General features: G+C 57.8%; 8 protein-coding genes. 4 read left to right on the forward strand and 4 right to left on the reverse strand.

Annotated features, from left to right (window positions below; translation table 11 throughout):
* Positions 1–2: 2 nt before the first annotated feature.
* Genes LDN84_RS18370 through LDN84_RS18385 form a run of 4 tightly spaced genes read right to left on the reverse strand, consistent with a single transcriptional unit; the run spans position 3 to position 12,304 of the window.
* Entirely contained in the window at positions 3–2,237 is a 2,235-nt protein-coding gene (locus tag LDN84_RS18370) for a CHASE2 domain-containing protein (protein WP_223904870.1), read from the reverse strand.
* 48 nt (positions 2,238–2,285) lie between these two features.
* Positions 2,286–3,674 (reverse strand): FecR family protein, encoded by a 1,389-nt coding sequence (locus tag LDN84_RS18375; RefSeq protein ID WP_223904871.1) that lies wholly within the window; start codon positions 3,672–3,674, stop codon positions 2,286–2,288.
* Positions 3,671–10,690 (reverse strand): two-partner secretion domain-containing protein, encoded by a 7,020-nt coding sequence (locus LDN84_RS18380; protein WP_223904872.1) that lies wholly within the window; start codon positions 10,688–10,690, stop codon positions 3,671–3,673. Before LDN84_RS18380 ends, LDN84_RS18375 begins: the two co-directional genes overlap by 4 nt.
* A 21-nt stretch (positions 10,691–10,711) precedes the next feature.
* On the reverse strand, positions 10,712–12,304 hold the full coding sequence (locus tag LDN84_RS18385; RefSeq protein WP_223904873.1) for a ShlB/FhaC/HecB family hemolysin secretion/activation protein: 1,593 nt from the start codon (positions 12,302–12,304) through the stop codon (positions 10,712–10,714).
* A gap of 108 nt (positions 12,305–12,412) precedes the next feature.
* On the opposite strand from LDN84_RS18385, the gene dacB reads away from it, so the two are divergent.
* The 4 genes from dacB to LDN84_RS18405 all read left to right on the forward strand — a co-directional run bounded on the left by dacB (position 12,413) and on the right by LDN84_RS18405 (position 16,375).
* A complete protein-coding gene (gene dacB, locus LDN84_RS18390; protein WP_223904874.1) occupies positions 12,413–13,897 on the forward strand; it encodes a D-alanyl-D-alanine carboxypeptidase/D-alanyl-D-alanine endopeptidase in 1,485 nt (494 codons plus the stop codon).
* A gap of 35 nt (positions 13,898–13,932) precedes the next feature.
* Positions 13,933–14,187, forward strand: coding sequence for an SWEET family sugar transporter (locus tag LDN84_RS18395; protein WP_223904875.1), 255 nt, complete (start codon positions 13,933–13,935; stop codon positions 14,185–14,187).
* A gap of 127 nt (positions 14,188–14,314) precedes the next feature.
* Complete coding sequence (locus LDN84_RS18400) at positions 14,315–15,679, forward strand: SGNH/GDSL hydrolase family protein (RefSeq protein ID WP_223904876.1); 1,365 nt, start codon at positions 14,315–14,317, stop codon at positions 15,677–15,679.
* Between the two features lie 27 nt (positions 15,680–15,706).
* Positions 15,707–16,375 (forward strand): OmpW/AlkL family protein, encoded by a 669-nt coding sequence (locus tag LDN84_RS18405; RefSeq protein ID WP_223904877.1) that lies wholly within the window; start codon positions 15,707–15,709, stop codon positions 16,373–16,375.
* Positions 16,376–16,403 lie beyond the last annotated feature (28 nt).

Consider the following 16,403-nt stretch of genomic DNA (forward strand, 5'->3'; position numbering starts at 1 on the left):
GTTTATTTGGTTTTGAACGTGTGGGAACCATCCCAATCCTGACCCGGTGGATGGGCGATGAATTCAACCACACGTGTGGCATACAGCCGGTACAACTCACAATCAGGGTACTGGCGTTGCAATTTGGCAAATTCGTCTGCCGCCACCAGCCAGTCTTGCGTGTGGTACAGCCGCAAGGCGGCGCTGTACTGTGCCAGTTCCTGGCGCACCTCCGGTGCCAGCTCACTCATCAGCCCCAAGGGCTCATAGATTTTGACCGGGTGCTCTTTGCCTTTGACACGCACGCAATCGAGCTCTTTGTAGGCAAAGTCCATCGCCGCTGCGCGGGTGAATTCGCTCACGATGATGGACACGCCATAGGTTTTGGTCAGCCCTTCCAGCCGTGAGCCCAGGTTGACCGCATCGCCCATCACGGTATAGGCCAGGCGAAACTCCGAGCCCATGTTGCCCACCGTCATGTCACCGGTATTCACACCAATCCCAATTTGGATAGAGGGCCAACCCTTGGCTTTGAAATGCTCCTCCAGGGCGTGTAATTGCGCCACCATGTCCATGGCCGCCTGCACGGCGCGGTGGGCGTGCTGGGGGTCGGCCAGTGGCGCGCCCCAGAAGGCCATGATGGCATCACCGATGTATTTGTCGATGGTGCCGCGGTGGGCATGAATGACCTTGGTCATGGGGGTTAAAAAGTCATTCATCAGCTCGGTCAGCTGGGTTGGGCCCAGGCCCTCTGAAATGGTGGTGAAACCACGCACATCCGAAAAGAGCACGGTCATTTCACGGTTTTCACCAGCCAGGCTGTAAGCCCCTGGGTCTTGTGCCATTTCATCGACCAATTCGGGGGGCACATATTGACCAAACAGCCGGGCCAACAGACGTTTGGCGCGCGAGTCCACAAAAAACCCATAAGACATGTTGAACACAAAAATGGCAGCGATCAGCACCAGGCCCGAGGCCAGCGGCACGATCAACTGGCCCGCACTCCAAATCCACAGGTTCACCGCCACTGCAAAGGATGCCATCACCAGGGAGAGCAAGGTCGCATAGGCAGGAGACAGCGCGGGCAATACCAGCGCCAGCAACACGCCCGTGAATAACAAGAGCACCAGCTCCAGCCCCATCACGTATGCGGGCCGTTCTTTGATGGTGCTGTCCATGATGCCGGCGATCATGTTGGCATGCAGTTCAACCCCGGCATAGGCTTCCTGCATCGGGGCGGTGCGCAAATCAAGCAGCCCGGGCGCGGTGGTACCCACCAGCACAATGGCTCCCCGCAGCACGTCAGCGGGCACTTTGGCTTGCAACACGTCGCTGGCGGACACATACACATAACTGCCCTGGCGACCCCGGTAAGGCACCAGGGCGGCCACATCGGCATCCACCGGAACACGCTTGTCGCCGACTCTGAGCGCTTCCAAGGCGACCGAATTGTGGCTGCCACCTTCATAAACCAGCTCCACCGTGGGCGCACGCATGACCAGGCGGGCCATGGCCAAGCCCAGGGTTTCGTACAAGGCACCGTTGTGCATTTGCAGCAGGGAAATGCGGCGAAAGACACCATCGTCATCAATCAGCGGGGAGGCATTAAAAAAACCGGCACTGGCGGCGGCTTTTTGCAACTCGGGCAGATTGGCCGAAAAACCGTCGGCCTTCATGGCACCCACGTTGTGCTCGACAAAACTGCCCTGGGGCAGCACAGGTTCTGGCAACAACCCCACTTGCCGCTGCCCCAGTTTGTCGTGCTGGAAATAGTAGCCCAAGACCACCGGGCGATTTTTCAGGCTTTGCGCAAACAAGTCGTCATACCGCAGCGCCGGGCGTAAACGCTTGAGGGCTGCCTCAAAACGTTGATCGGCCTTCAGCTCGCCTTGGGCCAGGCTCTCCAGGGTGGACAGGCCGGAGCTTTCATCCCGCTCGGCAAACAACACGTCAAAACCCAGCACATCAATCTGGTAGGTGTCAAACAGCACATCCACCATGTGCGCCAGTTTGTTGCGTGGCCACGGCCAGTGGCCCTGTTGCTCCAGGCTTTTCTCATCCACATCCACAATCACGATGCGCTTGTCCACCGTGCCGGGCATGGTCCATTGAAGCCGCAAGTCGTAGGCATAATTTTCCAGGCGCGCCATGAATCCCAGATGGAGCAGCCCCACGGCATTCAGCAACAAAACAAGCACAAGGACCAGACTCAAGGCCATACGAGCGGCGTGAAGCCTGAAAAAGCCGATTTTTTTCATGCTATGTCCATGACAAAAGCTGAGCCTGCCAATGAGATGAACCAGGGATCAACGTCGACACATATTGGCGCTGAACATCCCAATGGACAGGAACGGATCACGGTCAAGGATCGGTGGCACCGATTGCAGGCGCACCGGAATGACCGCGCGGCCGGCAAAAGCAGACTCACCGGCATCCAGCAGGATATCTTTTTCTGCTTGTGCCAACACCACCCGACCATCATGTACGGTCAGCAGCACACCATCGCTGGTATCCGGCGTGGTTTCCAGACCAAACAGCCCCTCAAGATTCACGGGTACTTTTTCAGGCTCGGGGGTGCTGAGGGTTCTGAAATAGTCCGGACTCACCTGCAGGGCACGTGCGGGCCTCTCAGGGCCATTCACCCGTCCACTTTGGCCAGTCGGCAACACCACGGACTCCCCCTGACTGCCGGTGAGCGTAATCGTGCCTTCACGGGTTTGGGCAAAAAGCGACTCTTCACAGGGCATATCCCCCAGATCGGCCGCGGTGGCACTGTCTGCACTGCTGCCAGGGGCACACACCACATCAAACACCGTGCCCCGAATACCTATGGTGGCGGTCGCGGTACGCACCTTGACTTTTTCAGGATTCGACTTGCCAATCAGTCCGGTGGCAAAACGCAAGCCACCCTTGAACAGCTCAATGATCATGCTGCCCAAGCTCTTATTGGCCGCATTGCCGGATGGGGCGACATTGGCGTATTCTGAGATACCCATCTGGCTGGACGGATTGACGGTGATGCGCGCACCATCACTGAATACCAGCACCACATGGGAGTCCAGCTGGGTTTGCAACACGTCGCCGTTGTACAAGGCTTGTCCTTCAGAGAGGGTGACCCACCCGCCCCCTCCATGCGACACCTTGGCCACGCCACGCACTTGCACGGCACGTGCAGCCACCGGTGCGGCACTGTTGCGGTGCTTGGTGTCTCCCGTTTCATTGCAGTCCTGCTGGCACAGGCGTACCGAAAAATCCGTTCCACGGATGCCCACGGTGGCGGTATTGGCCCTAAGCTGGTAGGCATCGGCATTGCCACGTTTGCCAATGGCTCCGGTGAGCGCGCGAATCCCCCCCTTGATCAACCGCAACAGCATGTTGTCTTGCGCGGGCGACTCTTTTTGAAATTGGTATTTTTGAACCACCAGCGTGGACTCGGGCCGGATCACGGTTTCACCCCCATCGGTGAATTGAAGGCGCACAGTGCTGTTGCGGGTAGTGTTGATGGCATCCCCCTCCTGCAAAGAGGAACCACGTGCCAGAATAGTGGGGTGCCCGGCACGTGTGACAAAAACCGTGCCGTCTACTGCGGCAGCGGTAGCCACCGCGGGCACCGGGGTCACAGTTTGTGCCGCAGCCATGCCGGATGCCAAAAGCAGGCCTGCCAGCAAACTCAACGAGGTTAAAAACGTTTTCATTGGCAGGCCTCTTCTTCCATCACTTTTTCAACCGACACCAGCTTTTGCTCCGGTGTCGGCGTGGTATCAAGCATCGTCCCGGTTTGATCCGCACGAGCCAAGAGAACTTCCAGCGGCTTGGGCTGCGAGACCTCGGCCACCACATCATTCCAGACCACCGAGGACGCAGGTTTGAACACCGTGGAGGGAGGTGTTGGCTGCGTGGGTGTCACGGATACTGCCGTCAAGCCATAACTGCTGACACCGGGTACAAACAACATCGTCCAGCCAGCGGGGGGCGTGGTGTGGGTAAAAGCACCTGTGGCACTGGCAAACTTCATCACTGTGAAAGTGCTGCCTGCCGCTGGCGCAAAGCCGCCATAGGAACTGACATGGAGACTGCCGTTTAAGGCGGCCACACCATTGACCTTGATGACATCGTAACCAGACCCTGGAACCATCCCGCCGAGCTCCAGGTTCAAAACGCTGTTGGCGCTCAAGGTCAGATTGCCCGCAATGGTGAGCGCACCGGGTGAAAAACCGGGTGCCAGGGTGGCACTGCCAACCACCAGGTTGCCAAACAAATTGCCGGTGCCACTGATGCTGCCTGCATGCAGGGTCACATTACCGGTGATGTCCCCATTGCTGAGCTGCAAACTCCCCCCGTTCAGGGTCAAACCACCCTGAAACTGGGTGTTGCTGCCACTCAAAGCGACCAAGGTGCCCGAGTTGGTGACCAGCTGGGCAAACACCAAACCCGACCCCAGTTGCATGCTGCCCTGGTTGTTAATCGCCATGCCGAATGTTTGGCCGGAAAAACTCATGCTGCCCAGGTTATTCAGGGCTCCCGTGGCAGACCATACAACACTGCTGCCAGCGGGCACACTGAATGATCCCGTGTTGGTGGTGCTGAGCGTCCCACTGCCTGAAAAATGACCACTGAGCAGACTCAGACTGCCAGCGATGGACAGGGGGCCGTTATTGACCAGATCACCACCATCCAGCGTCCAACTGGCCCCCTGGGACAGGGTGTTGCTGCCATCAAGTTGCACGGTTCCCGAACGTACGGTTAATGAGCCCATCGGCAGGGCCTGGTTGGCAAACACATAAGTCAGATTGGGGGTATTGATCTCACGCTGCCCTGCCCCCGCATACAACAGGCTACCGCCATTGCGGTACAAGAAACCACCCGTGCCACGGATGGCACCACCCCACCAGCTGAATCCCGCTGTTTCGCGCCACAACTCGCTGGCATTGTTCAAATTGATCACCCCTGAAAGGTGCTCGGCATTCGCCCCTTTCAGGGTCAAGAGGCCATCCACATTCAAGGTACCGGCATTGCTGAAGTCACCGCTGAGTGTGCCACTCAGACTGGCCACACCACCCAAGGCATTGGTGAAGTCCCCCCCCCAAGACAAAGAACGCGCTGTCAGCTTGCCGTTGTTGAGCAGACTGCCCGATCCCACCAGACTGGTGTTTGCGCCCAAATCCAGACTGGCACCAGAGGCGATTGTGAGTGTGGTATCGAGCACATGGGCACTGCCAGAAATGGTGGCAGATTGACCCGTTGCCACCAGAAAGGTGCCTGCACCGCTCAAGGAACTGGCACCCAAACCAGTCCAGGTGAAACCACCCAGCGTCGTCAAGGTTGCACCGGAACCAATCTTCACATCACCTTGCAGATCAAGCCCTGCCACCGTGCTGTCCTGCAGCAGACTCAAAGATGCCCCCGTTTTCACCGTAAGACCACGGGTGGAATCTAATCCCTTGATGCTGTAGCTGCCGGAACTCATGACCAGATTACCCGTGCCCGTGCTGATGTTTACAAAATCATCAACACCCGGCAACATGCCGGTCCCCCAATTGTCAGGATTGGACCAGTTCACCCCATCCCCGGCTCCCGTCCAGACCCCACTGGTGTAGAAAGACAGCGTCATACCCTCACCACCGTAAGCCGGGGTTAAACCAGGCGAGCTGATATTGAGGGTGGCAAAGACACTGCCAGCAGTCCGGGAGCCGGATGTCAGCAGCTTCATGAAGCTCGCCCTGGGCGTACCACTCACACTCAAGGTACCGCCGTAGGTCACCTCACCTGAAACCGCCAGCGTGTCCACAGCGACAGCAGGACTTGATCCGAGCTGAACCTGGTAAATACTCCCGGCCCCCATCACCAGGTTGCCGATGATGCGCAAAAGACCTGTGGCATCGGCCCCATGGCCGGGAGCGAGGGTGCCGAGGTTGGTCAAGGTACTGCCACCCAAATCCAGCGTACCCAAGCCACTGATCGTGCCCCTGTTGGTCAACACCCCGGTATGAACCAACAAGGTGCCCAAGGCCGTTCTGATTTCGCCATTGTTGGTATTGCCAAACAATGTGCCAGCTTTCAGGATGCCCGCACGCACATCGATCAGCGCTCCAGCCTTGTTTTCAATGGCGGCATTCTTCACCACAAAATTGCCATCGGTGTTGTCATAAATGAGCGTGCCAGCATTCACCAGCTTGGTGCCGGCATTCTGCAAACTTTGGTTGCCGTGGCCCTGGATGGTGAGCGTGCCATTGTTGATGACCGTACCCGCATCGATGGACCCGCCGCTCCACACCGAGCCAGCCCCCCCCAGCGTGATGCCACCGGTAAGAGCCAGAGAACCGTCACTCAGGATCAGGTTTCCGCTGACATTCACCGCCCCTGCACCATTGACTGCCCCTCCCTTGACCTCCAGCCCGCCAATGCTGATGGCGCTGGCAAAGGTGATGCCCCCGCTGCCACTTTCACTGACAAAAGTCAGCCCGTTAGAGGCCATGCCATCCACCGTGACACCATAACTCGACACATTGATCAGGCGACCTGTGCCCGAAACGATAAAACCAGCTCCCAGCGTGGTGGCGGCCGTGGCATTGGATTCCACCATGGCACCCGCATCCACACGTAGCCTGGCGATGGGTGTGCCACCTGCATGGTTGATATGAAGCGTGCCGGCAAGCACATTGACCTCCGAGGCGACACCACCTGACCGATTGCTCAAGTTGGTGTACACCGTGTCACCAGAGGCGTTCACGTTGAAACTGCCGTCCATGCTCCAGGTCTGCGTGGTGTCCCAGAAAGACCCGCCCGCATTGGCGTTCACGGTGATGCCGCTGCCCAAAGCCAAGCTGACACCAGTGTCGAGATAAGGGTGAAGAGAGCGCAAATTACCTTGACCCGTGCCGGTAAATTCAATCGACCCGGTGCCACCAATGGTTTGCACCCCAGAGCCTTTGATCAACACATAGCTGAGAGCCCCCGAACTTTCCAGAATCAGCTTGGCCCCCCCCGACAAGGTTAAACCATTGAGCAAAATCAGGCCCGAGCCGTCTTCAACCGTCATGTTGGTGGCCAGCGTGACACCATCCAGAATGCCGCCTATGGAACTCAAGCCCACGCCACGGCTGCTGGATACCGTTCCGCCAATGATCTGACCGTTGTAACCCAGACGCAATTGGCCGCCCGTGCCCGACAGGTTCACGGTATTGCCGGTGTTGTCATAGGTGCTATTGAGTACGGCGGTACCTCCTTGGAACGATAAACCCTCCAGGTGGGCCTTGCTCACTCCCGACTCCAGGTTCACCGTGGCCCCGGTCACCACGGCCAGACTGCTGGTGAAGTTGTAGTTGCCACCATTAAAGGTCAAGGTGCCGCCTGACTGCACATCCAGGCCGCTGCCCGCACTGCTGAAATTGGAGCTGCCCAAGATCACCGTGCCTTCGGCCGCCACGGTGATCAGACCTGCATTGGTGAACATGCCGCCAGTACTGCCCGTGCCATAGCTGTAAAGGTTCAGGTAACTGGCCCCGCTGGTACGAATACTGCCGTTATTGGTAAAGGCGAATGCAAGAATGCTTGAAGATGCCCCGGTACCACTGGCTACCAGCGTGCCGTTGTTGATCACCGAGCCACTGCCATAGCCATACACATTAAAAATACCGTTAACGGTGATACCCGCACCAATCGTGATGGTCTGGTTCGCGTCGTAGCCATAAATCAGGTAGCCACCCGTGCTGTGGATGGTGGCTGTACCCGAGACCGTGGTCAGCTCTTGCGCACCGGTGGTACTCCAGAACCAGCTGCCAGCACCTTTGTCCACGGTAATGCCATTGGCCAATTTGAGGTGATGGGCAATAAATGTGCTGGTGCTTGCCGTGGTTGAGCCAGCACCAAAGCTCAGGTTGCTGCCAATCGTCATGCCATCCAGGGTGCCCCCGTTGCTGTTGAAAACGGTGCCGTCACTGCTGATCAGCGTGCCATTTTTCAGCACACCAAAGTTCAGACTGCTCAAGCCCCCGGTTTTGAAGATGCCCGCACTCCCCACATCCAGCGTGCCCCCCTGTAAATCCATCTCCCCCGTGATGTTGACTGTGCCCGAGGTTCTTGAAAAATTACCCAGATCACTGGGCTTGAAGCTGCCCCCCAGGTTCAGTGTGCCGCCATTGACAAAAATACCTTTCCCCGCAAGGCTGGAATTGTGCCAAGTAGCCATGCTCGAAGACGAATCAAAATTCAGTGTGCCCTCACTGAGGTTGATGACTCCCGTGTTGACCATGCCGGAGAGTTGCCAGTTTGTATTCGCGTTATTGGCGTTTAATGTGCCTGCAAATGCAATGATCTCGTCGCCGTAATAGCCCAGGTAAACAGTGCTCGAACTTGTACTGCTCAGGGTGATACCTGAGCCTATGGTCAGGGTGGTATTGCTGCCGCTGCCACGGTACAGTGAGCTGCCTGCAGCGGCCAGCACGATCTGCCCCGTCCCTCCCAAAGTTTGGCTCCCGTGGTAGAGCAAAGAACCATTGAGCGTGAGGATGTTGTTGACCAGTGTTAATCCACCGGCCATGTAGGCGGTGCCAGACACCACCGCATCCAGTGCCAGCCTGGCATTGCTCAGGGTGGCCAAACCCGTGATCGACAAGACCGATTGGTTACCACTGGAAATCACGCCCCCATTCAGCATCACCTTGGCCCCACTGAGGGTGGCCACCCCGGCACCTGAGGCATCCGCATCGGCATTGATCACCAGATTGAACTTGCCCGCGCCGGTGGCGCTGATGTCGGCATTCAGGTTGATGTTGTTGTGCGCAACCAGCGTCAGCGTCACATCGGTGCTGCTGCTGGTACTGATGGCACTGTTCAGGCTGATGTCACCCAGCTGTGCGCCACCCGCACTGGTGGTGATGGTGACGTTGATGCCGGCATTCAGTGCGGCCTGGATGGTGGCCACGGTGATGGTGGCACTGTCTGCCGTGGTGGCAAAGTTGGGATTACCGGTGACATTGGTCTCTGTACCGGTCGCCTCCACCGTGACATTGTTCGGGTCCAGCAACCACTGCCCACCCTTGCCGGCCACCGCACTGGCATCCGCTACCCGGGTGACATCCAGCATGCGCTTGCCCGAAGTCTCGATATACCCGCCGTCGCCGCCCAATGCTCCGCCTCTGGCGGCAATTTGCCCGTAGATACGGGCACTGTCATTGGCCCATACCACCACCAGACCGCCGTTGCCGCGCAAATTGGCATTGGCATACAGCGTGGCGGTACTGGCAATGTAGGTGAATTGGCTGTTGATGATGTTGGGGTTCAGACCCTGCCAGCCGCCACCCACCAGAATTTCACCACCGCCCCAGTTGCCAGAAGCATCTAGGCGGGCACCCTCACCCACCATGACCCGCCCTCCAGCGCTGATGCGGATGCTGCCTCCCGTCCCGGTGCCCCCTGCCGGGCTGGCGGGAGCAACAGGATTCACCGGTAAAGCAGGCGTGCTGGGCGCAGGCCGTGCAGGTGTCGGCGTACTTGGTATGGCTGGCGGCGTGCGGGTCGATGACGTAGTTTTTGCCATCAAGCCAACTGCACTGCCCACCGCAACACCGGCCAGGGCGGAGTGGCTTGCGGCGTCCAGCCCGTTAGCGCCATCGGCCAGGGTCTCCATTGGCGCAGAGGGCTCTGCTGCGGCCGAGGGCATGGTCGCAGGAGCAGGATTGGGCATCTCTTTTGCTATATTTTTAATAGCTTCTTGCGCTTTATTTACGGGCGCTACAGGCTTATTTTGTATTACATTTTCAATCCAGGCCGCCGCTGCAACCTGAGCCTGCGGCTGGGCCGATACCACGCCTTGCACCAACACCTCACCCCCACCAGCCAAGCCCTGCGTGTTGTGGGCGGTGATGCTGATGTCACCCCCTGTCGACCCTTGTGAACCGGTGGCGGTGACCACACTGCTGGGCTCCAGCACCACGCGCTGGGCGGCCTTCAAGATGATTTTGCCGTTCTCACCCATCACGGCAGAATCAGCCTGAATACGTCCGCTGTTTTTCACCAAACCGCCATAAATGGAAATATGCCGCGCCAGCAAGCTGCCCAGATTGACGGCCTGTTCATCTGTATTGCGGATTTCAACCCGGATGTTGGGGCGGTCAATATCTGCCACTTCCACGCTGCGGCCAGCAGCGAGCAGAATGTTGCCGTCGGGGGCCTGTATCAGGCCCGAGTTTTCAACTTGAGGGGCAATCAGCAACACCTCACCCCCGCGGGTACTGCGGATGTGGCCCGCATTGCCAATACCCGCCGCGCCAGGGGTGTCGGTAAAACGCAGCCGGTTGTTCAAAAAATCTTCATTCGACAATCGCAGGGTAGATGCCACCAGGCCCGCCACATCCACCTGCGACCCTGCACCAAACACAATGCCATTCGGATTGACCAAAAACACCCGGCCATTGGATTGGAGCGAACCCAGGATGCGCGACGGATCACCCCCCACCACCCGGTTGAGCACCTGACTGGCGGCGTTTTGCTGCACAAAACGGGTCAGCTCACCACGGTCAATGTTGAACTGCTGCCAGTTGATGATGGCCCCGGGGCTGTTGGTCACGGTGAGCACCTTGCCCGCTTGCGCCATGGTGACCTGACCATGCACCACTTGCGGCAATTGTGGGTTGGCCCACAAAGAGCCGGTAGCGGTCATCGTCAGTAAAACCAGCAGCGGGTGTGGTTTGAAAGGGATTGAGTAATGCATGATCCGACTCCCTGAATTCGTTTAAAACACCCACGCCATGGACGCGTGTAGTTTTTGATCTGAGCTCACAGGCCCGGTGATACCGGTCACCCCTTTAAGAACGTAGCCCCAATCCATGCGCAACGTGAGGTTGCGACCATAGGCTGCGCGCAGGCCCAGACCCACGCTGCTGATGGCTTGGCTCGGAATTTCGCCAGCGGCGGGCTGGTTGCGCAACACACGCGCGCCCTCCAGAAAACCCAGGGGAATCATGCGCCAAGGGTCAGCATTCCACGCAGGAGCCCACAGCTCCAGTCCTGCGCGCACCCCCATATCACCCAAAATTTCGCGCTCATCAAAACCACGCACACTGTCACTGCCACCTGCGCCAAACTGCTCTGCCGCTATCAACAAATCCGAGGTACTTTGAGCCGACACACCGGCGCGCAGCATCCACTGTGAAGCAAAGCGTTCGGTGTACAGCATGCTGACTTTGAGGGTTTGAAAACCTGCATCAGCCCCGGCGCGGCCGCCAGGCTGATTAAAGTCTGCGGTATTACCATGGCTGCCACCTGGCAGATTTTTCAGCCAGGTCAAACTGTTCACCAGGTCCCTGCGGCTACTGTGCCAACTGCTGGTGTAACTCAGACTCAAGGGCCGGGTGCTCAGGTCAGGCACCAGACTGGTGGTCGTTCCCCGCGGGGTGACACTGCTGCCATAAGAACGCTGCTCCAGACTCACGCTGACCGCATGCTGCAACTCGGCCGTGGCCGCAAAATTGTGCGTGTAACGAACCCCCAGCATGGTGCCACTGCCACTGATACTCAAATCTGGCCCCCCCCCCGCTTGCGCCACTTGACCAGAATCCACGTTGGAGCTGCTGATGTTGAAGTCCACAGAATCACCCCATCCATAGAGTGGCACGTGGTAACCCAACCCCAAAATACGCACATCACTCAGATGATCCGGGCTGGTCATGGCTTGCAGCAACAGGCTGTGGTCACGGTTAAAAAGATTGGCGTGCTGGTAAATCAGGCCTGTGCGGTAGAGCCCGGTGGTATGCGAGCCCGTGTTGTCGATCAACGCCAGCCAGCGTGTTGGGTTATCTGCACTTACCTTCACCGTGGCATCCACATCACGGTTATTGGCACTGCGTTTGAACGTAACGTTGGTCACTTTGACACCCCCCTCGTTGGACAACACGAGGTTACGGTTGAGCTCATGGATGTTGACGGGCTCATTCACGCGCAAGGCAGGCAAGGCGTTGCGCACGTTGTCCGCATCAAAATAAGTATGGGGTTCAATGGTGACCTCGCCCAAGACCCCTTCCACCACTTGCAGTGTGACGATGCCAGACTCCAGTTCCTGCTCGGGGATTTCAACCCGCACCGAACCGTAACCCGAATTGACATAGGCTTGTTCAAGGGACTCCAGTGCCAACTGGATGGTTTCGAAACTGGATTGCGCACCCGTGAACGGCCGGGTGGACAAATGCACCACTTCCGGGCTCAGAAGTGAATTCCCCAGCACACGGTAGCCGTTGATTGAAAATGTGGCAACCGGCTGCGCAAAAGACCCGGCATAAGCCAAAGACAATGCCGTTGAGACTAAAAAACGAACCAGTTTCTTCATCATGCCGTTGACCTCACAAGACACTTGCCCCCGCCCTGTACGTTGATCGTTGGGCTGAATGTCATTCTATGCATGCCAGAAGCAAGCCGCCACCTCAAATACCACTTCACCATGATTCAATTGCCCAAACCCATGCTCCTGATGCTCTGTGGCCTGTTGAGTGCGTTATGGGCCCAGGCCCAGGCCCAGGCCCAGGCTCAGCCCCTGCCGTTTGCGGTTGAAACGGCGCTGACACAGGCGCGCGTGCCGTTGGAGGCCGTATCCATCTGGGTGGCGCAAGCCGACCGGCAGGTTCCGCCCCGTTTGAGCCATCGCGCAGATGTCCCCATGAACCCGGCCTCGGTGACGAAGTTAGTCACCATTTACGCAGCGCTGGATTTACTGGGCCCGGCCTTTGTCTGGCACACCCCGGTGTGGCTGGACGGCCCGGTCAAGGCCGGCGTGCTCCAAGGCAATCTGGTGATTCAAGGCCAGGGCGATCCCAAACTGGTGGTGGAACGGCTGTGGCTGCTGCTGCGCCGGGTGCAAGGCATGGGTGTGCAGCGCATTGCGGGCAACATCGTGCTGGATCGCCATACATTTGCCGTGCCACCGACAGACCCCGGAGAATTTGACGGTGAGCCCCTGCGCCCAGCCAACACCTCAGCAGATGCCTTGCTGCTGAACTTCAAAACCATGGTGATAACCTTCACCCCGGATGCCAACGGTTTGATTGCCCGAGTGCAAGTTGATCCACCACTGGCAGGTGTGGTTTTGCCCACTCAGGTGCCACTGTCCACATCCGCCGTATGCGGCGACTACCGGGCTGCCTTAAAAGCCAATTTTTCAGACCCCCAACGAATTCAGCTGGCGGGCAGCTTCCCGGCCAGTTGTGGTGAAAAAGTCTGGTCTGTGGCCTACCCCGACCCGGTCAGTTACAACGCCCGGGCCATCGACGGTTTGTGGCGCAGCATGGGCGGACAACTTGATGGCCGGGTCATCGACGGTGTTGCCCCCCCTTCTGCCGCCAGCTTTGAACTGATCTCACCCACGCTGCTGGAGGTGGTGCGCGACATCAACAAGTTCAGCAACAACGTGATGGCACAGCAACTCTTTTTAACACTTGGCCGGCCAGCCCCCATAACCAGCCCGACGAGTCTGGGGAACGACACCCGCCCCGCTCCCGGCACACTGGCCGCCACCCCGGAATCAGCCCGCGCAGCCGTGCGTCAATGGTGGCAGCATCGCATTCATGCCACCGATCTGCCCTTCATCGACAACGGTTCGGGCCTGTCACGCAGCACCCGCATCAGCGCCACGCAATTGGGACAACTGTTGCAAACCGCCTACGCGTCACCCCAGATGCCTGAACTGATGTCGTCACTGCCACTGGTCGGAGTCGACGGCACGCTCAAACGCAGCCATGCAGCAACAGGGAGCGCACATCTGAAAACCGGCAGCCTGCGTGATGTCACGGCACTGGCCGGTTATGTACACGCGACCAGTGGCAAGCGTTACGTGCTGGTGGCCATCGTGAATCACCCCAATGCAGCGGCGGTCAAGCCTGCGCTGGACGCACTGATTGACTGGGCGGTGATGGACAATCCAGACAAGTAATGCCACCTGGCACGCTGCCTCTTCCCTTGAACACCATGACCCTGACTGACCTGATCGGCACACTGGCCGCCATCCTGACCACCGTGAGTTTTTTGCCGCAAGCCCTGCACACCTTTCGCACCAAAGATGTCAAAGGCATCTCACTGGGCATGTACAGTGCGTTTACAGTGGGCGTAGCACTGTGGTTGGTCTATGGCCTGCTGCTGAATGCCTGGCCGGTGGTGATTGCCAACTGCGTCACACTGGCGCTGGCAAGTGCCATCCTGGTGATGAAGTTGCGGTACCGTTAAACCACGGATCTCAAACTCGTATCCAACGATTCAAGGGTTTTCCCGACTCACTAACTCGGGAACAAACAGTTACGATCATCCGTTCAAATAGTACGGTCGTTCTTTTTTAATCTTTTGGAGACAGTTGATGAGGCAATTCAAAATTCTGGGTGTAGCCATGGCTGCAGCGCTGCTGGTAGCGGCTTGTGGCGGTGGTGGTGGGGACGGCAATCAAGCGTCAGCTGTCAAATTTACATCCATGGTGTCGTTTGGCGACAGCTTGAGTGATGTGGGAACCTACAAGGTGGGTGCCGTAGCGGCCATGGGTGGTGGCACTTATACGGTGAATGGCATCACGGGGGCCATTGGCGCAGAACCAACTCCCAGCAAAAACTGGACGGAGCTGGTTGCCTCCCAATTACGCCTACCCGCACCGTGCCCGGCACAAACAGGTCTGAACAGTGCCGCCGCTCTTGGTGGACCTGTTGCTGTTGTGAATTACCCTGCCTGCAACAACTACGCCCAAGGCGGCGCACGTGTGACCGACCCCGTTGGACCTGGCAGCGCCTCTGCCCCTGTGAACTCCCCCTTGGGTCAGTTGACCGTTCCCATCATTACCCAGATTTCCACCCACCTCACCAAAGTCGGTGGCAGCTTCAGCGGGACCGAACTGGTCACAGTGATGGCTGGTGGGAACGATGTTTTAGAGTTGCTGGATCAACTCAAGGCTAACGCGACGGCTGCGGGAACAACGGCATTTGGCAACACCTTGGTGGGCGGATTGGTTGCCCTGGTTCCCAACCCAGCCAACCAACCGGCAGCCATGCTGGCCATTGGCACAGCGCTTCAAACAGCAGCAGCGGTTCCTGGTGCCACGACCACAGACATTGTCACAGCAGCGGTCACCGCCGCATCGGGACAACCAGGAGTCACTCTTCCGATTAATTCCACCCCTATCGTTACGGCTGCTACAGCGGCCGCCAATAAAGCAGGTGCTGACTACGCCACAACCAACGGCCCGAAGGCAGTCGCTGACATGGCGAAGGCTGGTGGTGAGTTGGCCGCCTATGTCAAAACTTTGATCATCGGCAAAGGTGCCAAGTACGTTGCCGTGGTTAACCTGCCTGATGTCAGTCTGACACCATCGTCCAAAGCACAGTCTGTGGAAACACAAGCATTGATCAGCAATATGGTGGTTTATTTCAACACCCAATTGCAAAATGGTCTGACGGGTGTAGCTGGCGTGACTGTTGTAGATGCGTATGCGGATAACCGTAACCAAATCGCCAATCCTGCGAGTTATGCGCTGACCAATATCACAACTCCCGCCTGCAATCTGACAAAACCAAGCCCCAACGCCTTGGGTAGTTCGCTGGTGTGTAACACCACCAACGTCATTGCAGGAGACACATCCCATTACCTTTTTGCTGACACCGTTCACCCCACCCCCTACGGCTACAAGCTGCTTGCCCAACTGGTCACCAAGAGCATGGTTCTCGCTGGCTGGCTCTAATTGAATTGACCTTTTCGGAGAACCCTCATGAAAACCAACATAAAGTTCCTTGCCGCAGCGGCAGTACTGACCACCAGCACGGCTTTTGCTCAAACCGCTGGCACCTGGATGGCGCGTATGGGTGTCACCACCATCACACCACAAGTCGACAGTGGTTATTTATCAGCACCTGACTACATGGGCGGCACCAAAGCGGATGTAGGTTCCAACACCCAGCTCAGTGGTGGTATCACCTACATGTACACCGATCATTGGGCGGTTGATGTCCCTCTCGCCATGCCGTTTACCCACAAGATCATTGGTGACGGCGCACTGAAAGGCGCAGGCGACCTGGCTGAAGTCAAGGCCATTCCATTTACCGTGTTCCTGCAGTACCGCTTCATGGAGGCCAACGCCAAGTTTCGACCCTATGTAGGGCTGGGGGCCACTTATGCCTACTTCTTTGATGAGCAGGGTAGTGGCAAACTCACCGCCACAACCAATCCTGGCGGCTTACCAACCAAGATGACGGTGGACTCCAAATGGGCGCTAACCCCCCAGATTGGTGCAACGTTCGCCATCAACGACAAATGGTTTGTTGACCTGCACTACAGCAAGTCGTTCCTGAAAACAACAACGCATTTTTCAACCGGACAACACTTGGATATCACCCTGGATCCGGTGGCGTATGGCATCGACATTGGTTACAAGTTCTGAAACCATTCGCAGCACCTGCGCTTGATCA

It is taken from the genome of Rhodoferax lithotrophicus (assembly GCF_019973615.1).
GTDB classification, from domain to species: Bacteria; Pseudomonadota; Gammaproteobacteria; order Burkholderiales; family Burkholderiaceae_C; genus Rhodoferax; species Rhodoferax lithotrophicus.